We start from the raw sequence: 18,363 nt of genomic DNA on the forward strand, positions 1-18,363 counted from the left end.
GGGGGGGGGGCCGGCCCGCGGGGGGGGGGGGGGCGGCGGGGGGGGCGGCCCGCCCCCCCCCCCCCCCGGCGCCCGCCGGGCCCGCACCCTGGGGCCCTCCCCCCCCCACGACCAGCGCCGGTGCGGCCCCGGACCGGGCCGCACCCCCGGTCAGCCAGCGAGCCACTTGGTGTACCAGGCCAGCAGTTCGTCGTCGTGCTCGGCCCGGGCCTCGGAGTTCTGGTGGACGATCTGGGTGTGCGCCGGCGAGTTGACGATGTCCGCCTTCGTCGCGTCGTCCATGTGCGTGAACGCGTCCGGGTTGCCCGGCCCGTACCCGGTCGTCTTGGCGAACCGCGCCTGGCGTTCCGGCTCGTTGAAGACGTCGGCCAGGGCCTGGATGTTCGTCAGGTTGGGCGCGCTGGCCGGGATGGTCATGACGTTGGGGGCGACGATCGCCTGGTTCCAGGAGATGGTGACGTCGACGCCCTGGCCCTTGAGGGCGAACGCCTGGCCGGACGGGCCGGCCACGACGGCCGCGGTCTTGGAGGTCAGCAGCTGCTGGATCTGCGGGTAGGAGGTGTAGAAGACCATGTTCGGCCGCAGCTCGTCGAGCTTCTTGGTGCACAGGTCGAGGTCGAGCGGGTACAGCTTGTCGGGCGCGACGCCGGAGGCCAGCTCGGCGATCTCGCAGGCGCTGTCGTAGCTTCCCGGGCTGCCCATCCAGCCGCGCTTGCCGGGAAACTTCCCGACGTCGAAGAAGTCGGCCCAGGTCTGCGGGCCGCCGTTGGGGAAGGTGGCGGTCAGGTACGCCTGGACGTGACCGACGTAGAAGGTGCCGAACGCGTAGTCGCGGATGTTCTCCGGCAGGTTGGTGTCGCGCCCGACGGCGGCGTCGAGGGGCGCGATGTTGTCCTTGTGCCGGTAGACGGTGTCGAGGCCGACGTGGATCGCGTCGTAGTCCCCCTTGCCGCCGGTGAGCATCGTGTTGGCGACGGCGTCGCTCTCCACCTCGGAGACCACCTCGACGCCGGTCTGCTTCGTGAAGTCGTCGAAGTACGTGGCGTAGCGGGCCTTGTTGGTGGGGCCGCCGAAGTCGGCCCAGACGATCTTTCCGCTCAGACCGCCCGACGACTCGGCCGGCTCGTCGGACGAACATCCGGTCAGGGCGAGCGCCAGCGCCGCCCCCGCGGCGAGCGCCGCGCGTAGTCCGCGGCCTCTGCCGCGCCGATGCGGGTGTATGGGCACGAGTTCCTCCACGTGGTTTCATGCCGTGATCAGCAACTATGCCGACGCCAACCCCAGACGTATCCATTTAACCCGTGATTGGATCCCAAGCTCAAGATATGCATCCACACAATCGCGTCTCGTTCTCGTTACGCGGGTGTATCGAGCACGGGCAGGTCGGAGCCGAATCGGTCCAGCACGTTCCCGAGCAGGCGGGAGATCTCCGTACGGCCGTCCGGGTCGTGGAGGGCGCCGGCGAAGGCGATCGATCCGGTCGAGAAGACCGCTCCGCCACCCTCGCGCGGCACCAGCACGAGGTCGGAGTGGACCCGGGGGTTGCGGGCACCGCCGAGCACCCGGCTGGTCATGTTGAAGTTCTCGCGCGCCTCGAGCATGTCGTCGCCGTGCCCGACCGAGGTGGCCAGCACCACCGCGTCGGCCGAGGTGCCCAGCGCCGGGCTCGCCGAGTCGATCTCCAGCCCGGCCGCGCCGCCAGCGACGCCGTACCCGCCGAAGCTCTCCCCGGTGAGCCCGGCGAAGACCCAGGCCACCGCGGGATCCGCCGCCACCCGCCGGTACCCCGCCGAGGCACCCGGGTTGCCGGCGGCCACGAACCCGACGCCGAACGTCTTCTGCGGCGCCCGCCCGCGAAACCGCCAGATCCCGCCGAGCTGGCCGGTGAACCCGAGGTGGTACTCCCCCGGCTCGGCCAGCCACGCCTGCGTGCCGCCCCAGCGCCGGATCTCGACCACCTGGTCGTCGTCGGGGTCGTAGGCGGTGACCCAGTACATGCCGTTGCCGCCGGTGTAGACCAGCCGGCCGCCGTTGGCGACGTACTCCTCGTAGGCGCGCAGGATCGCAAGGCTCGGGTACTCCGGGTGGGTGCCGGTCAGCACGGTCCGGTACCGCGCCAGCAGGCTCGGGCCCTCGGCGTGCAGGTCGTGGTCGGTGACGACGTCGACGGCCCGGCCGGTGCGGTCGAGCCAGTCGACCAGCTGCATGTCGCCGGTGAACTGCCACACCGGCGCGTTGTGGTCGTAGACCCGCTCGCGCATGGTCAGCAGCGGCCGGCGCCAGCTCGAGTAGCAGACGCCCGAGCCGTCGGCGTGCGTCTCGTAGAGCGAGTAGCCCAGCTCCCGCCGCGCGTCCCGAAACAGCTCGAAGTCGTCCAGCGTCGGGACCATCTGGCTCCACACCTGGGTACGCGGGCTGTCCACGCCGACGTGGTCGTTGCCGTACGCGAGGTAGCTGTTGGTGGGGAGCACGAGCAGCAGCGGCGCGGTGGCCGTGCCCGCGGGCGGCGTGACGAAGACCGGTACGGTGTCGCGGCCGCCGTCGCTGTCGGTCAGCTCCCAGGCGTAGACGCCGCTGGGCAGGTCCGGCGGGAGCAGCGCCTCGCCCTGGAACCGCCAGCCGCAGTCGGTCATGTCGTCGCGGTGGAAGTGCAGCGCGGCGTACTGCTCCGGGGCGAAGCGGAAGTCGGTGACGTCGCCGGTCCAGCCCGAGGAGCGGACCGCGCGCTGCGGATGGTGCACCGCCGTCCCGTGCAGCCCGCCCGGGCCCACGTCGCGGACCAGAGCGGTGTCGCCGATCCCGGCCCGGCCGATCGCCGCCGCCAGGTCCCAGTGGGCCAGCAGCGCGCGATGGCGGGCCAGCTCGGCCCGTGACCCGGTGGCGGTCGCGTCGGCGACCAGGACCGGGCTCTCGATCCGCCCGTCGTACGGCCGGATCGCGGCGCCGCCGGTGCCGGCGCGGGCGCCGTTCTCGATGCCGGCGCGGGCCCAGAACAGCGGCCCGCTCGCGGGTACCGGTGCGGCCGCCAGGGTCGAGCGGGAGGTGCGGGGCGGCTCCGGGCGGCGCACCGCGTGGTTGGACTCGAAGGTGCCGGCCGGCGCGACGGTCAGGGCCACGTCGCCGCCGGCCCGGCCGCCGACGGTCGCGGTCAGCTCGTACCAGCAGCCGGCCTGGGCCACCGGCCCGGCGGTGACCTCGACCGGCCCCGCGGTGGTCGCGACCCGCAGCGTGAACCGCCCGCCGCCGTCGAGCCCCACCGCCCAGCCCGAGCCCCGCTCCGGACGGCCGTGCGCGAGCAGGTCCTGGTCGCCGGCCCCGGGGCGGGTCGGCATCGCGGCGAGCGCCACCACCAGCCCGTCCGGGCCCGCGCCGGGCAGGTCGTCGACCCGCACGTACGAGCCGACCGCCGTCTGCTGCTCGATCCCGTCGCCGCCGATCGGTGCGACGGCGCCGACCCGCTCCTGGCGCCGCTCCACACCGGCCGCCGGGATGGCCAGCGCCCGCAGGCGGACCAGCTCGGCGCGCCATCGGGCGGCCGTGGTGCTGACCGCCAGGCGGACGGTGTCACCGGGGCGGTAGGAGACCCGGTCGCAGTAGCCCAGGACCCCGGGCGGGACCAGGCGCCCGGTCACCAGGTCACGCCGTAGTCGCGCAGCCGGTGGACCAGCACGGCGTGCTCGGCCGCGTCGCGGGTGGCGTGGCGCGCGCCGTCGAGCAGGCGCGGGGCCCCGCCGCGGACCGGCGGCCGGACGCCGACCGCGAACCCGCCGGGCGTGCGGACGATGAGATAGCGCGGCTTGTCCGGGTCGGGGTTGCGGCGCACGAAGTCCATGACCTCGACCAGGTCCCGCGAGTACGGGCCGGTGGGGCGGGCCGCCGCCTCCGCCATCAGCGCCGCCGTCACCAGCGGCCGGACCCGGTTCTCCAGGATCCATTCGTCCTGTGTGGACAGTACCACGGTCACGCCTCTCCTCCCGATCCCGGCGCCGCGGCCTTCCGGTGCGCCGCCGCTTTCCCGCACCGCGCCGCCTTCCGGTGCGCGGCCTCAGAACATGCCGAAGTACTCGCGCTGCTCCCAGTCCGAGACGTGCAGCAGGTAGCGCTCGAACTCGGCCCGCTTCAGGTGCGCGTACCAGTCGACCACGACGTCGCCGAGCGCCTCGCGGAAGGTCGCGTCGGACTCCAGCGCCGCCACGGACTCGCCGAGCGAGCGGGGCAGCCGGGGCGCCGACGCCTCGTACGGCGCGGTCGTCGGCGGGCGCAGGGTCAGCCGCCGGGTGATGCCGTCGAGGCCGCTGACCGCCTGCGCGGCGATGTACAGGTACGGGTTGGCCGCCGGCTCGCCGGAGCGGTTCTCCAGCCGGGTGGCCGGGTCGCCGGGACCGCCGACCACGCGCACCATGGCGCCCTTGTTGTCCACGCCCCAGGCGATCCGGTCCGGGGCCAGCGAGTACGGCTGGTACCGCTTGTACCCGTTGACGGTCGGCGTCGTGAACGCGGCCGCGGCGGTGGCGTGCCGCAGGAGCCCCTCCAGGTACGAGCGGCCGGTGACCGACAGCGGCTCGGTGTCCGCGACGCCGGGCACGAACGCGGCGCGGCCGGTGCGCAGGTCGGTCAGCGACTGGTGCAGGTGCCACCCGGTGGACGCCGTCTCGGCTCCCTGCGGCCGGGACATGAACGTCGCGTGGTAGCCGTGCCGGCGGGCGATCTGCCGGACCGCGCTGCGCCCCACCAGCACCGCGTCCGCGGTCACCGCCGCGTCGGCCGCCGCCATGGTCAGTTCGAGCTGGCTGGGTCCGAACTCCAGCTCGATCGAGCGCAGCGGCAGGTCGAGCGAGGTCAGCCCGGTGTAGAGCGCCTGCACCAGCTCGTCCAGGCCGTCCAGCGTCTCCTCGTGCAGCAGCTGGGACCCGGCCGTGGTCGGGCCGGCGACCGGAGCCACACCGGGCGCGCCGGGGCGGCCGACCCGGTCGCCGGCGAGCCCCTCGCCGGTGGCGCGGAAGACGTGGAACTCCAGCTCCGCGCCGACGGTCATCCGGTACCCCCGCTGGGCGAGCGCGCCCAGCTGCTTGCGCAGCAGGCCGCGGGTGCAGAACGGCACCGGCGAGCCGTCCGGGAAGCGCACGTCGCACAGCACCCACCCGGTGCGCCGGGCCCACGGCACGACCCGGAAGGAGGTCGGGTCCGGGACGAGCACGATGTCGCCGGCCCCGGAGAAACCCGCCACGCCCACCTTCGGGTCGGCCGCGAACACCGGGTACACCGACTTGCCGGAGGTGTCCTTGAGCAGCAGCGAGCTCGGCGCGGTGAGGCCGGAGCGCATGGCCGCGGCGACCGCCGACCGGGCGATGGTCTTGCCGCGGAGGATGCCGTGCTGGTCGGCGAAGCCGAAGCGGACCATCTCGATCCCCAGCTCGTCGATCACCCGGCGCATCTGGGCCGCGGCGGCGTACTGCGGGTCGCTCCACAGGTCGTGCCGGTCGACGAAGCCGCCCCGGTCCTTGTCCAGCATCGGGCGGGCGCTGGCCCCGCCGCCGCCCTCGGCGACGTCGCGCTCGTCGACGTTACGCATCGGCCGGCTCCGGCCGGGTCCGATGCCAGGGCGAGGCGCGCCGCCGCTCGGCCTCCTTCTCCCGCCAGCGCTCCTGCCACCCGTCGCTGGCGGCGACCAGGTCGACGGCGTGCGGACCGACGAACCGGGCCGCCTCGGCCTCGTCCGCCGGGTGCGCGGGGAGTGTGCCGCCGGAGTGGAACGCGTCGATCGCGCGCAGCAGCAGCCGGCGGTTGGCGGTGATGGCGCGGTCGGAGACGCCGAGCCGCTCCACCGTCCGGTCCTGGATCGGGCCCATGCTCTCCACCGCCCACTGGTCGTGGACGTTGATGTCCAACCCCATCCCGGTGTACGTGAGGTCGCGCTGCTCGACCGGGTCGAACCCCCAGTCGTTGGAGCGGTTGCGCAGCGGCCGGTAGTCGGGCAGGGAGACGCCTTCGAGCCGCTGGCGCAGCAGCGTCTCCTTGTCGGTCTTCTCGGCGAAGTCGTAGAAGATCATGTACCAGTAGTGGTTTTCGTCGTCGATCGGGACGTGCCACTGGGTGAAGACCTTGGTGTTGCCGAACGGCACCACGAACGCGTTCGGAAACAGCAGGTTGGTCACCCGCACGTGCTTGATCTCCTCGGTGAGCTGGCGGACGGCGAAGACCCGCAGCCCGTGCTCGGCGCTCTCCACCTCGATGTCGGGCCGGTAGTGGTCGCCGACGAGCTTCGACAGCTTGGTGCCGGTGCCCTCCACCTCCTCGCTGAACTGCTGGCCGTACACGTCGCGGGGGTCCTCGCCGACGAACCGGTGCAGGAACGAGACGTGGCTCGGGTCGATGCCGCCCTCCAGGCCCTGCAGCCAGTTGCACTCCCAGAGCCCCTTGAAGGCGAACGTGTACTCCTCCGGCGCGGTGAAGCAGTCGTACGCCGGGAAGGGTGGCGGGTCGCCGGCGCCCATGTAGGTGAAGACGATGCCGTTGCGCTCCACGCACGGGTAGCTGGCGATGCGGATCTTGTCCAGGAACCGGCTGTGCGGCGGCTCGGCCGGCTGCTCCACGCAGCGCCCCTCGGCGTTGTAGAGCCAGCCGTGGTAGAGGCAGCGCAGCCCGCCGTCCTCCAGCCGGCCGTAGGCGAGGTCGACGCCGCGGTGCGCGCAGAAGCGGCTGATCAGCCCCCACCCGCCGGCCCGGGCGAAGAGGACCAGATCCTCGCCGAGCAGCCGGATCGCCTTGACCGGGCGGTCGGTGGGCATCTCCGAGACCAGCGCGGCCGGCTGCCAGTAGGCGCGCATCAGCCCGCCCAGCGCGGTGCCGGGCCCGGTCCGGGTGAGCTTGTCGTTGTCGGCTCGTCGCAGCACTGCCGCCTCCGGGGTCGCTTTGTGGATCCAATCTTAAGCATTACGGATCCCGCATGGAAGCGAACATACCCACACCAGGCTCAAGTGGGTCCACATGGCCCGTACTCTGCTATCGTTGGGTGGCTATGCCGTCGTGTGGCTATACGGCTGTGCGGGGCGACACGAGGAGAGTGGCGGCTTGACGATCGAGTCCGACGAGTTGGCGCCGGCGCGCAAGACGGGTGCGGCCCTCGTCGACGACCTGGCCGACCGGATTCGCAACCGCATCATGACCGGCGAGATCCCCATCGGGGCCCAGCTGCGCCAGGCGGAGCTGGCCAGCGACTTCGGCGTCTCCCGCACGCCGGTGCGGGAGGCGCTACGCCAGCTGCAGACCAGCGGCCTGATCGAGGTGCTGCCCAACCGGGGCGCCGTGGTCAGCGTCCCGGCCCCGTGGGACGTCCGCGAGGCGTACGAGGTGCGCGCCGAGCTGGAGGCGCTGGCCGCCGCGCGCGCGGTGCGCCGGATCACCCGCGACCAGATCGAGCAGCTGCGCGTGGCCAACCGGGAGATGTACGACTACTCCCTGGCCCGCAGCACCGGCACCGCCCCCGACGAGCGCGACCACCGGCGCAGCAACGACCTGTTCCACACGCTGATCGCGAGCATCTCCGGCAACGCCCGGCTGGCCAAGGCGATCAACGACATCAACGAGACCTTTCCCCGCAACGTGTCGGCCCAGCTGATCGTCAACGACAGCCGCCACCGGGACGAAAACTTCCGGGAGCACGAGCGGATCCTGCAGGCCCTCGCCGACGGCGACGCCGAGCGGGCCGCCGCCGAGATGCGCCAGCACGTCGTCGACGCCGGTGAGCAGCTCGCCCGCTGGTACGAGCTGCGCTCCTCCACCGTCTTCCGCGGCGAGTAGCGGGATGGGCACGCCCCTTCTGACGCCGCCCGCCGTGGTGGGCAACGCGGTGCTCCTCGTGGTCGACATCCAGGGCGGGGAGGTGCCCGACGACGAGTCCCGCTCGGAGATCGCCCAGATGGGCGGTCGCCGGGAGCGCGCCGCCCGGGTGGAGCGGCTCATCGACGCGTGCCGGGGGCACGGCGTCCCGGTGGTCTTCGTCCAGGAGGTGCACAAGCCCGGGCTGGTCGACATCGGCCGCGAGCTGGACGGCGCCGAGGGGCCGCACTGCGTCGAGGGCTGGCCGGAGACCGAGCTCGCCCCGTGGGTGCGGCCCCGCCCCGACGAGTTCCTGATCCGCAAGCGGCGCTACTCGGCGTTCTTCGGCACCGAGCTGGAGATCGTGCTCAAGGCGTACAAGGCGGAGACGGTCCTGCTCATCGGCGGGCTGACCGACGTCTGCATCCATTACACGGCGGTCGACGCGCACCAGCACGACTACCGGGTGCGGGTGCTGACCGACTGCGTGGGTGGCTCCTCCCGCGAGGCACACGACGCCGCGCTGCGGGCCGTCGAGTACCTGCAGCGCGACGCCCTGGTCACCAGCGCGCAGGTCTTCGACTGGCTCGCCGCGAAGAAGCCGGCCGCCTGATCTCACTGGCCGAACATGGCCCGCCGGGGGTTCTCGGTCGTCATCGTGGCCAGCACGCCGGGGTCGATACCGGCCGCGACGGCGTACTCGGCGAACTCCTCGAACAGGAAGCACATCCCCGGCCCGCCCAGCTCGGCCTGGTGGGAGCGCTGGCTGACGTCCTGGGCGAGCAGGATCTTGCCGGCGAAGCCGCGGTCGACCAGGTGCTTGAGGTAGTCGACCCGCCGCTGTAGCTCGGGCACGACGAGCCGGCCGCCGATCTTGCAGGCCATCATGCAGTCGTACTGGACGTAGACGCCGCGGTTGAGCAGGTCGAGCGAGTACCGCACGTCCTTGACCGTGTCGGCGTGGCCGATCACGATCCGCTCGGGGTCGACGCCCTCGGCGGTCAGGATGTCGATCTGCGCCTCGCCGGTGGGGAAGGTGGGCGCGTGGGTGCTGACCAGCACGCCGGTCTCGGCCGCCGCCCGGCCGGTCGCCCGGAAGGAGCGCTCCTCGTTCGGCGTGATCTTCGGCTTGTCGGAGGCGATCTCGCCCAGGAAGCCGGCGCGGACACCGGTGCCGGGGATCTCGTCCAGCAGGTCGGCCACGAGGTAGTCGGCGATCTGGTTGGTGCTGTTTCGCTCCCACCAGCCCTGGTCCAGGTACGCCTCGAAGTAGTGGCCGGTGCCGAGGACGACGTTGATCCCGGTCCGCTCGGCCATCTCCTTGGTGGCGAGCACGTTGGCGACCGAACGCGAGCCGGTGCGCGGGTTCTGCACCTGGTGTGCCGGGTCCCGGTCGTAGTAGACGGGCGCCGCGTAGTCGCTCAGCTCCCCGTTGGTGACGTCCCACAGCGTCCTGCCGCCGCGCTCGACGAAGCGCCGGATGTCCCGCTCACGCTCGTCCCACACGGTCAGGTACCCGTCCCGCGGCTCGGTGGGCGTCATGTTGATGAAGACGTGCTCGTGGGTGAGGGTCAACCCGACGTCCTCGGGGCGAAGCGGCCCGGCGACCGACCACACCTGGTCCATGACACTCCTTAGTGGACGGTCTGTTCGCCATCGTGGCAGCAGGCGCCGACGTGGCCGCCGCCTTTGTGGGCCCGTGGGGCCGGCAGGTCCAGCGCCGGGTTGCGGTCGAAGAAGCCGTCCGGCTCCAGTCGCATGCCGATCCGGTGCACCGACATGATCGGCCACTCCTCCGGGCGGGGGTGGTGGTGGACGCCGACGACCGGCCACAGCACCAGTTCGGCCCCGTCCAGCGACCGGTCCGCCTCCTGCCAGGCGGTGACGCCGTCCTCGCCCAGCGGCGCCTGGTTGGGGTACTCGCCGGCGATGAAGCGCTGCGCCGGGTCGTACGGCGTGGCCCACAGCTGCTTGGCCACGAACGGCGCCTTCCGCGCGGCGACGCTGCCGGGGCGCACGTGCAGCCGCGCGGTGTTCGGCAGGGTGAGCCGGTAGGCGGTCCGGTCGCCGAACCGGTTGGTCCGGGTGCCGCTCTCGACGAGCCAGTGCACCGACCGCGCCGGGTCGCTGGCCCGGGCCGCCGTCCGCTCGCTGGCGATCGGGGTACGCACCATCCGGCAGGCGTTGCCGTACGGGTTGGCCGCCTCGTCGCCGTCGACCTCGGCGTGCACCTCGTAGAGGCGGTTGACCGGACCGTCGACGGCCATGTCGAGCCGCAACCCGAAGTAGTGCTGGTGGTTGGGGGCCTGCACGTTGGGGGCGACCATCCGGCCGTACGGCGGCTCCTGCCCGTCGGCGATGCCGGAGACCGAGAGGATGCCGGTCAGCTTGATCTCCAGGTCGATCATGCCGTCCTGGTAGAAGGACCAGTAGAAGCCGTAGTCGTAGTTGGCGACGGTGGCGAAGAAGGAGATCACCAGCCGCCGGCTGCGCCGTACGTCGGCCTCCCCGGTGCGGGTGTTGACGTGCTTCCAGAGCACGGAGAAGTCCTCCTCGTGCAGGCAGACCGCGTTGCCGATGGTGCGCGGCTCGCCGTGCCCGTCGACCACGGCCGCGTCGAAGTACCGGATCTCGCCGAGGCAGTCGCAGCCAAGCTCCAGCGAGGCGGTCAGCGGCCCGGCGCCGTACTCGCCCCAGTCGAAGAAGTTCTTGCGGTACGCCGTCGGGTCGCTGTCCAGGTAGGGGACGTACATCTCGTTGACCGCCGCCCGCCGCACGACCGGGCGCCGCTCGTCGCCGTCGTGGTACGTGACGTCGTGCAGGACCAGCCCCTCGCGGTGCGTGAAGCCGACCCGGAACGACCAGTTCTGCCAGGTGACCAGGTGCCCGTCGACGGTGAACCCCGGCCCCTCGGGCTGGCTGATCTCCAGCGGCGCCACGTACCGGTCCGGGCCCCAGGTGCCGGAGCGGTAGTTGCCCGCCTCGGTGGCGACCGGGACGACGCCGTGGTCCTCGATCCGCACGACCGCGAGGGTCTCCAGGTCGACGATCGGCACCAGTCCCGCCACCGGCCGGGCGTACCCGTTGTCGTCCTCGCTCTCCCGGTGCCAGACGGTGCCCCAGGAAAGGCGGCGACCGGCCAGGTCGGCCGGCTCGAAGCCGGTGATCGACTCGGGGTCGACCCAGACCAGGCTGGCGTCGGCGATCCCCCGCGCGGCGAGCGCCTTCTGGAACGCGGCGTCCTCCCGGCAGGCCTGCGCGACCAGCCGCGCCTCCTCGCTGGACACCCCCGGCCGGCGGGCGTCGACGGGCGTCCAGGAGACGAGCGAGGCGGGCCGGTCGGTGCCGGAGGTCCAGGCCGCGACCTCCCAGGCGGCGTGCGCCGCCGGGTTCATCACCACCAGCCGCACCGGCCGGCCCTGTCCCGGCGCGAGGGCCCGGGCCAGGGCCTCCTCGACCGCGATCCCCCAGAAGCGGGGCCGGTCGCCGATCCGGGGGTCGGCGCGGACCAGGGCGACGACCTCGACGATCTCGGGTACGGTCAGCGGCTCGGTCCAGTGCGCTGCGGTCGTCATGGCTCTCCTCGCTGCGGTACGCGGTCGTGGCCGGCCAGCCGCCGGTCGACGCCGATGAAGTCGAGATCGCGCCGCTCCTCGCCGCGGCACAGGTCGGCGACGGCCTCACCGACCGCCGGCCCGAACTTGAAGCCGTGCCCGGAGCAGGCGGCGGCCACCACCACCCGTGGCGCCCAGGGCAGCCGGCCGAGCACGAAGCGCCGGTCCGCGGTCATCGTGTACAGGCACGCGGCGGCCTCGACGACGTCGCGCTCCGGGTCGGTGCGGGCGCCGGGGACGTACCCGGACATGAGCCGGCACAGCTCGGCGACCTCGGCGCGAGTGGGCGGCGCGGGCGGGCGGTCGGGGTCCCAGACCTCGCCGGCGTCGATGCCGGCCTTGAAGCCGTCCCCGGCGGCGTCCGGGATCCCGAAGACGAGCCCTTCCGGGCGGTCCACGGAGAAGGCGCCGAGCCGGGGCGGCCGGGCCACCTCCTGGCCGGGTCTCAGGGTGACGGTGACGATGCGCCAGACCTCGAAGAGGGGGGCGAGCCGGGGTACGGCCCGGCCGGCCCAGGCGCCGGTGGCGAGCACCAGCGACCGGACGCGCAGCCGCCGCTTCGAGGTCTCGACCAGGCAGCCGGTGCCGGTCGCCGACCAGTCCAGCATGGCTTCGCCGAAGGCCAGCTCGGCACCGGCGGCGCGGGCACCGGCCCGGGCTACCGCCAGCGCCCGCCCGGCCGCCACGACGCCGGCGGAGGGGTCGTACACGGCGCGGTAGCCCTCCGGTACGGCGAACGCGGGCATGAGCCGGCGCAGCCGGTCCGGGTCGTCGACCGGCGCGCAGCCGGGTCCCTCCAGTGTGGACGCGGTGGCGGTGGTGTAGAGGCCGCCGGTGCGGTGGACCAGGGCCTGCCCGCTGGCCCGCTCCCACCGTTCCCAGCCGGCGTAGGCGCGGGCGACGAGGTCGTTCCAGGCCGGGTTGGGGTAGGCCCGCCGGATCATCCGGGTGGTCCCGTGCGACGAGCCGCGGCGGTGGCCCTCCGGAAACTGGTCGATCCCGACGACGGCCGCCCCGCCGCGGGCCAGCTCGTAGGCGGCGGCCGAGCCGTGGATGCCGAGCCCGACGACCAGGACGTCGGCCTCGGCGCTCATGCCCGTCCTCGCTTCGCCGCGGGCGGGCATGAGGCTCCACGCGCGCTGTGTTTGATGATTCGCTCGCTGCGCTCGCTCATGCGCCGGCTCCCCGGGCGATCTCGGCGACCGCGTCCAGCAGCGCGTCGGCGTCGGTGTCGTCGTTGTAGACGTGCACCGAGGCGCGGACGACCGCCGGCACCCCGCGGGCGCCGAGGTCCCACTGGCCGTGGCTGGCCGGGACCGCGACGGTCCGCACGCCGCGGGCGGCCAGGCGCTGGCTGACCGCCTCGGCGCCGAGAGCGTCCACCGTGAACGTGACGATGCCGGAGGCGCACGACGGCGGATCCTGCACGGTCACCCCGTCGACGGCGGCGAGTCCCCGGCGCAGCAGCGTCGCGGTCCCGCGCAGGTACGCCGCGGTGGCGTCGACGCCGCGGGCCAGCAGCTCGCGGAGGGCCACACCCAGGCCGAGCCGGCCGGCGACGGAGGACTCCCAGGTCTCGAAGCGGCGGGCGGTCGGCGAGAGGCTCCACTCGCGGGAGCCCGTCCAGACGGCGCCGCGTACGTCCGGGGCGACCGGGGCGAGCCCGTCGAGCAGGGTGCCGCGGATGTACGCGAAGCCGGTGCCGCGGGGCGCGCGCAGGAACTTGCGGCCCGTCGTCACCAGCGCGTCGCAGCCGATCTCGTCGACGTCGACCCGCAGGTGGCCGACCGACTGGGTGGCGTCGAGCAGGTAGATCGCGCCGGAGCGGCGGGTGAGGGCGCCGATGTCGCGTACCGGCTCGACCAGCCCGGACGAGGTCGGCACGTGCGCGACGCAGACGACGTCGCGCGGGCCGCCGGTCAGCAGCCGCTCCAGCCGTTCGAGGTCGACCGCGCCGTCCGCACCACTGGGCACGACGACGAGCTCGGCGCCGGTGTCCTGGGCCAGGCTGAGCAGGTGCAGGGCGTGGCTGACGTAGGTGGAGCGGCTGACCAGCAGCCGGGTCGACCGGTCCACCCGGAGCGCGTCGACGATGACCCGCAGCCCGGAGGTCGCGCTGTCGGCCAGGGCGATCTCCTCGGCCGCCGCGCCGACGACGCGCGCCGCGCCGGCGTACACCTCCTCGATCCGCCCGGAGACCGCGGAGGCGGCCTCGTAGCCCCCCTCGTTCTCCTCCCGGCGCAGGTGGGCGACGACCTCGTCGACCACGGCGACCGTGGGGAGCGCGGCGCCGGCGGAGTTGAGGTGGTGGGCGTGGCGTACGCCGACCGTCCGCGCCCGCTCGCGTGCGACGTCCACGGCCGCGGCCTGAGCGCTGACCGTGCCGGCACCCGCGCGGTCAGCGTTCACCGAGAGATCCACCGTCGACCGTTCCCCTGCCCGCGAACATGGATCCAAGATAGCAGGATTGGATCCACAGTTCCCTTAGAATGGATACGTCTCACAGGCTGACGACGACCGCCTTCGGCTCCAGGTAGCCGCGCAGCGCCTCGTCGCCGAGGTCGCGGCCGAGGCCGGAGCCCTTGCGCCCGCCGAAGGAGAGCGCCGGGTCGAACACGTTGTAGGTGTTGACCCAGACCGTCCCGACCTGCAACTGGGCCGCGACCCGGTGGGCCCGGCTCAGGTCGGCCGTCCAGACGCCGGCGGCCAGGCCGTACGCCGAGTCGTTGGCGATCCGTACCGCCTCCCGCTCGTCCTCGAAGGCCAGTACGCCGACCACCGGCCCGAAGATCTCCTCCCGGGCGATGACCATGTCGTTGGTGACGCCGGTGAAGACGGTCGGCTCCACGTAGTAGCCGGGGCCGGGTGGCGTCCGGCCGCCGACGACCAGCTCGGCGCCTTCGGCCCGCCCCTTCTCGATGTAGCCGAGGACCTGCGCGCGCTGCTCGGCCGAGATCAGCGGCCCGACCGAGATGCCCCCGGCCAGCCCGTCGCCCACCGGTACCCGCCGCGCCGCCGTCGCCAGCCGCCCGGCGAACTCGGGCAGCACGGATCGCTGGACCAGCAGCCGGCTGCCGGCGGTACACATCTGTCCGGAGTGGCCGAAGCTGGCGCGGATCGCGGTGGCGACGGCGGCGTCCAGGTCGGCGTCGGCGAAGACGATGTTGGCGCTCTTGCCGCCCAGCTCGAGGGTGACCCGGGCGAACCGCCGCGCGGCCGCCTCCCCCACCAGCCGGCCGACCGCCGTGCTCCCGGTGAAGGAGACCTTGTCCACGCCGGGGTGGTCGACCAGGGCGGCGCCGACCCGCCCGTCGCCGGTCAGGACGTTGAAGACCCCGGCCGGTACGCCCGCTTCGGTGATCAGGTCGGCGAGGCGGAGCATGGTCAGCGGCGTCTGCTCGGCCGGCTTGACCACCACCGGGCAACCGGCCGCCAGCGCCGGAGCGATCTTGAACGCACCCGTCATGATCGGAAAGTTCCAGGGCAGGACGAGCGCGGCCACCCCGACCGGTTCCAGCGTCGTGTAGACGTGGTGGGCGCCGGGGTCGATCGGGACGGTCGTGCCCAGCAGCCGGCTCGGCGCGCCGGCGAAGTGCCGGAAGGTGCGGGCGGCGGTGGCCACGTCGGCGCGGGAGCGCTCGATCGGCTTGCCGTTGTCGCGGGTCTCCAGGACGGCGAGCCGCTCCAGCTCCGCCTCGATCAGGTCGGCGACCCGGTGCAGGATCCGGGTCCGCTCCAGCGGTGCCAGCCCCGTCCAGCGCCGGTCGGCCAGGCTCTCCCGGGCCGCCCGCACGGCCGCGTCGACGTCGGCCGGCGTCGCCTGGACCGCCCGGGTGAGCACCTGCTCGGTGGCGGGATCGACCACCTCGAACAGGTCGCCGCCGGGGCGCCACGCGCCATCGACGAAGAGCGCCTGGCTGGGAGCGAGGTCGGGCAGGTCGGCACGCATCACGGTCCTTCCTCGACCTTCCTGGTCATCGGGCGGGGGCGCGGTCATCGGTCCAGCAGGCGCAGCGGTTCGCCGGTCACCATGGCCTCCAGCCGCCGCGGGTCGACGCCCCGGCGCAGCAGCTCCGGCAGGACCCGGGTGGTGAGGTGGTCGTAGCCCTCGCCGCCGTACCGGCGCAGCTGGGCCTTCATCCACACCGAGCCGCCGAGCACCCACCGGCCGTCGGGACGCGCGGCGAGGAACGACTCGAAGAAGTCCAGCCGCTCAAGGTCGGACGGGTTTCGCATCCGCCCGGTGTGCCGCAGCTCGGTGCCGAAGCACATCTCCAGGGTCGCCCCGGCGTCGAGCAGGTCGTGCCAGTACGCGGCGTCCAGGTACTCGTCGGCGTTGGTGAGCAGGATCCGGTCGGCCGGCAGCCCGGCGGCGACCAGCTCGGCCACCACCGCGGTACCGGCGCGCGCCTCGCCGTCGAGCCGGACGCTGACGCTGGCGCCGGTCTGGGCCGCCGCCGCGGCCGCGGCCCGCAGCCGGGCCCGCTCCACCGCCGGGACCTCGCCGGTGGTACCCATGATCCCGAGCAGGGCGGCCCGGTACCCGGTACCGGGGACGCGGTCGGCCAGCGCGCCGAGCAGGTGCGCGTAGGCGGCGTCCTCGTCCAGGTCGCGCGCCCAGGCGGGCAGGGTCGGCGTCACGTAGAAGCCGTACGCCACCGCGACGTGCACGCCGGCCGCGCGGGCGATCGCGGGCAGGGCCGGGTGGTCCGGTCCCAACCCGACGCTGGTGTCCTCGACCACCAGGTCAACCGCGCCGGCGGCCCGGCGCAGCTCCGCGACCGCGAGCTCCGGGTCGTCGAGGCGGAGGTTGTCGGCCAGGGCCAGGGCGTTCCACCGCAGGAAGCCGAGGTTGGCGGTGGTCACCCAGTCGTCGACGGGGGTCGGCTCGACGCCGGGCCGGGCGAGGCGGCTGGCGTCGCTGAGCAGGTGCTGGTGCATGTTGACCCGGCCCACGCCGGCCGCCTCGATCGGGCCGAGGACGGTCTCGATCATCGCCGCGGTCCAGGGGATGTGGCGGCCATCAGGCGGCCACCTCGACCAGCCGGTCCGCGCCGGCCGTCTCGATGATGTGCACGTGCCGCGGTTCCGCGCAGCCGAGCGCCACCTCACTGCCGGGCAGCAGCGGGCTGACGTCGGTGTGCGGCGGCAGCGAGCAGACCACGGTCTGGCCGCCCTCGGTGGCCAGCTCCAGCCGGAAGCGGCTGCCCTGGAAGCTGAGCAGGCGGACCACGCCCCGTACGTGCCAGCGGTCGGCGGCCGGACGGGGGTCGAGCACGACCAGGTCCTCGGGGCGGATCACGGCGGTGCCGGTCGCCCGCCCGGTCGCGCCGGCCGGGAGCGGGCCCTGCCGGTCGGCGGGGAAGAGGTTCGCCTCGCCGAGGAAGCTGGCGACGTACTCGTTCACCGGCCGGCGGTAGAGCCGCTCCGGGGTGTCCACCTGGATGAGGCGGCCGTGGTGCATGATCGCGACGCGGTCCGACATGGTCATCGCCTCGGCCTGGTCGTGGGTGACCGCGAGCGTGGTGATGCCGACCCGCTGCTGGATCCGCTTGATCTCGACCTGCATCCGCTCGCGCAGCTGCTTGTCCAGGGCCGCCATCGGCTCGTCCAGCAGCAGGATGCCCGGGTTGGCAGCGAGCGCCCGGGCCAGGGCCACCCGCTGCTGCTGGCCGCCGGAGAGCGAGTCGGTGGTGCGGTCGGCCATGCCGCCGAGGTCGACCAGGTCGAGCATCTCCCGCGCGGCACGGCGCCGCTCGGCCTTGGGCCGGCCGGCCGCGCGCAGCGGGAACGCGACGTTCTCCCCCACGCTCATCCGGGGAAACAGCGCGTACGACTGGAAGACGACCCCGACCTTGCGCTTGCGCGGCGGCCGCCGCTCGACGCTCTGCCCGTCGAAGAGCACATGCCCGCGGTGCACCTGCTGGAGCCCGGCGATGACGTTGAGCAGCGTCGTCTTGCCGCTGCCGCTGGCCCCGAGCAGGGTCACGAACTCGCCCGGCGCCGCGTCCAGGCTCACTCCCTTGAGGACCTCGTTGTGGCCGAGGGTGACGTGGACGTCCTGGATCGACAACGCGATGGTCATGCGGTCGTCGCCTTTCGGGCGCGGCGCCGGGCGCGGGCGGCCCGGCGGTTGGAGTACAGGCTGAACGCACCCAGCAGCAGCACCGCGAGCATCGAGACGAGCGTCGAGGCGGCGGTCAGCTGGGGTGAGAGGGCTTCCTGGGACGCGTCGAGCATCTGCAGCGGGAGCGTCTTGACACCCACCGGGGCGAGGAAGACCGAGAGCACCACCTCGTCGAAGATCACGGCGAACGCGAACACCGCGCCGGCGAGCATGTGCCCCGCGATCATGGGCAGGTCGATCCGCCAGACGATCAGCGGCCAGGAGGCGCCGAGCGTACTGGCCGCCGGGCGCAGCGCCGGGTCGGCCTGGCTCAGCCCGGAGGAGACCATGACGAAGACGTACGGCATGGCGAGCAGGGCCTCGCCCAGGATCAGCAGCGCGAGGTTGTCGCCCAGGGCGGCGACCTCGAGGTTGACCGAGTAGAGGCCGACGGCGTACGCCACCGGCGGGATGGCCATCGGGACGATGAAGAGGGTGCGGATCCACCGGCGCGCCGTCCGGGAGCGCAGCCGGGTCAGCGCCAGCGCGCCGAGGGTGCCGAGCACCACCGAGATGACGGTGCCGGCCGCCGACACCCGCAGGGAGACCTTGAACGCGTCCGTCCACTGCGGGTCCTGGAGCACGTCGGAGTACCAGGTCGGGGAGAAGCCCTGCGGCGGGAAGATGATGAACGACGTCTCGGTCCAGCTGGTCGCCACGACCACCAGGAACGGTACGTAGAACAGCAGGCTGGTCAGCAGGGCGACGCCCAGCACGGGCAGCCGCCACCACCCGATGCCGCGCCGCAGCGGTGAGTCCACCATC

The 18,363-nt window shown here is 73.5% G+C and carries 15 protein-coding genes; 2 read left to right on the forward strand and 13 right to left on the reverse strand.

What is annotated here, in order from left to right; genetic code table 11:
* Positions 1 to 150: 150 nt before the first annotated feature.
* From RB614_RS03860 to RB614_RS03880, 5 genes are all read right to left on the reverse strand, one after another.
* Positions 151 to 1,227, reverse strand: coding sequence for an extracellular solute-binding protein (locus tag RB614_RS03860; RefSeq protein WP_308710926.1), 1,077 nt, complete (start codon positions 1,225 to 1,227; stop codon positions 151 to 153).
* Positions 1,228 to 1,355: 128 nt separating this feature from the next.
* On the reverse strand, positions 1,356 to 3,632 hold the full coding sequence (locus tag RB614_RS03865) for a N,N-dimethylformamidase beta subunit family domain-containing protein (RefSeq protein WP_308710927.1): 2,277 nt from the start codon (positions 3,630 to 3,632) through the stop codon (positions 1,356 to 1,358).
* Entirely contained in the window at positions 3,629 to 3,964 is a 336-nt protein-coding gene (locus tag RB614_RS03870) for a N,N-dimethylformamidase alpha subunit family protein (protein ID WP_308710928.1), read from the reverse strand. The genes RB614_RS03865 and RB614_RS03870 overlap by 4 nt, the downstream gene beginning before the upstream one ends.
* Before the next feature lie 81 nt (positions 3,965 to 4,045).
* Complete coding sequence (locus RB614_RS03875; protein WP_308710929.1) at positions 4,046 to 5,572, reverse strand: glutamine synthetase family protein; 1,527 nt, start codon at positions 5,570 to 5,572, stop codon at positions 4,046 to 4,048.
* Positions 5,565 to 6,893, reverse strand: a complete 1,329-nt coding sequence (locus RB614_RS03880; protein ID WP_308710930.1) for a Rieske 2Fe-2S domain-containing protein — start codon at positions 6,891 to 6,893, stop codon at positions 5,565 to 5,567. The genes RB614_RS03875 and RB614_RS03880 overlap by 8 nt, the downstream gene beginning before the upstream one ends.
* A gap of 178 nt (positions 6,894 to 7,071) precedes the next feature.
* Here RB614_RS03880 and RB614_RS03885 point away from each other — a divergent pair, with 178 nt between their 5' ends.
* A complete protein-coding gene (locus RB614_RS03885; RefSeq protein ID WP_308710931.1) occupies positions 7,072 to 7,800 on the forward strand; it encodes a GntR family transcriptional regulator in 729 nt (242 codons plus the stop codon).
* A gap of 4 nt (positions 7,801 to 7,804) precedes the next feature.
* Positions 7,805 to 8,431: a cysteine hydrolase family protein gene (locus RB614_RS03890; RefSeq protein ID WP_308710932.1), complete on the forward strand. Its 627-nt coding sequence runs from the start codon at positions 7,805 to 7,807 to the stop codon at positions 8,429 to 8,431.
* Positions 8,432 to 8,433: 2 nt separating this feature from the next.
* Here RB614_RS03890 and RB614_RS03895 read toward each other — a convergent pair whose 3' ends face one another.
* The 8 genes from RB614_RS03895 to RB614_RS03930 all read right to left on the reverse strand — a co-directional run bounded on the left by RB614_RS03895 (position 8,434) and on the right by RB614_RS03930 (position 18,362).
* Complete coding sequence (locus RB614_RS03895; RefSeq protein WP_308710933.1) at positions 8,434 to 9,444, reverse strand: phosphotriesterase family protein; 1,011 nt, start codon at positions 9,442 to 9,444, stop codon at positions 8,434 to 8,436.
* Positions 9,445 to 9,452: 8 nt separating this feature from the next.
* Positions 9,453 to 11,393: a primary-amine oxidase gene (locus tag RB614_RS03900; protein WP_308710934.1), complete on the reverse strand. Its 1,941-nt coding sequence runs from the start codon at positions 11,391 to 11,393 to the stop codon at positions 9,453 to 9,455.
* Positions 11,390 to 12,526, reverse strand: coding sequence for an FAD-dependent oxidoreductase (locus RB614_RS03905; RefSeq protein WP_308710935.1), 1,137 nt, complete (start codon positions 12,524 to 12,526; stop codon positions 11,390 to 11,392). Before RB614_RS03905 ends, RB614_RS03900 begins: the two co-directional genes overlap by 4 nt.
* A 76-nt stretch (positions 12,527 to 12,602) precedes the next feature.
* Positions 12,603 to 13,841, reverse strand: coding sequence for an aminotransferase class V-fold PLP-dependent enzyme (locus RB614_RS03910; protein WP_308710936.1), 1,239 nt, complete (start codon positions 13,839 to 13,841; stop codon positions 12,603 to 12,605).
* 91 nt (positions 13,842 to 13,932) lie between these two features.
* Positions 13,933 to 15,381: an aldehyde dehydrogenase family protein gene (locus tag RB614_RS03915; RefSeq protein ID WP_308710937.1), complete on the reverse strand. Its 1,449-nt coding sequence runs from the start codon at positions 15,379 to 15,381 to the stop codon at positions 13,933 to 13,935.
* 44 nt (positions 15,382 to 15,425) lie between these two features.
* Entirely contained in the window at positions 15,426 to 16,427 is a 1,002-nt protein-coding gene (locus RB614_RS03920; RefSeq protein WP_308710938.1) for a phosphotriesterase family protein, read from the reverse strand.
* A gap of 28 nt (positions 16,428 to 16,455) precedes the next feature.
* The gene (locus RB614_RS03925) at positions 16,456 to 17,517 is read right to left on the reverse strand and encodes an ABC transporter ATP-binding protein (RefSeq protein WP_308710939.1); all 1,062 of its coding nucleotides are present in this window, start codon (positions 17,515 to 17,517) and stop codon (positions 16,456 to 16,458) included.
* Complete coding sequence (locus RB614_RS03930; protein ID WP_308710940.1) at positions 17,514 to 18,362, reverse strand: ABC transporter permease; 849 nt, start codon at positions 18,360 to 18,362, stop codon at positions 17,514 to 17,516. The genes RB614_RS03925 and RB614_RS03930 overlap by 4 nt, the downstream gene beginning before the upstream one ends.
* Position 18,363: the final 1 nt, after the last annotated feature.

This window comes from Phytohabitans maris, assembly GCF_031085175.1.
Classification (GTDB): Bacteria; Actinomycetota; Actinomycetes; order Mycobacteriales; family Micromonosporaceae; genus Phytohabitans; species Phytohabitans maris.

Excerpts from the sequence above, each read along its gene's own strand:
- RB614_RS03875 (WP_308710929.1), bottom strand. The coding sequence starts at position 5,572 with ATGCGTAACGTCGACGAGCGCGACGTCGCCGAGGGCGGCGGCGGGGCC.
- RB614_RS03890 (WP_308710932.1), top strand. The coding sequence starts at position 7,805 with ATGGGCACGCCCCTTCTGACGCCGCCCGCCGTGGTGGGCAACGCGGTG.
- RB614_RS03895 (WP_308710933.1), bottom strand. The coding sequence starts at position 9,444 with ATGGACCAGGTGTGGTCGGTCGCCGGGCCGCTTCGCCCCGAGGACGTC.
- RB614_RS03900 (WP_308710934.1), bottom strand. The coding sequence starts at position 11,393 with ATGACGACCGCAGCGCACTGGACCGAGCCGCTGACCGTACCCGAGATC.
- RB614_RS03905 (WP_308710935.1), bottom strand. The coding sequence starts at position 12,526 with ATGAGCGCCGAGGCCGACGTCCTGGTCGTCGGGCTCGGCATCCACGGC.
- RB614_RS03915 (WP_308710937.1), bottom strand. The coding sequence starts at position 15,381 with ATGCGTGCCGACCTGCCCGACCTCGCTCCCAGCCAGGCGCTCTTCGTC.
- RB614_RS03920 (WP_308710938.1), bottom strand. The coding sequence starts at position 16,427 with ATGATCGAGACCGTCCTCGGCCCGATCGAGGCGGCCGGCGTGGGCCGG.
- RB614_RS03925 (WP_308710939.1), bottom strand. The coding sequence starts at position 17,517 with ATGACCATCGCGTTGTCGATCCAGGACGTCCACGTCACCCTCGGCCAC.
- RB614_RS03930 (WP_308710940.1), bottom strand. The coding sequence starts at position 18,362 with ATGGTGGACTCACCGCTGCGGCGCGGCATCGGGTGGTGGCGGCTGCCC.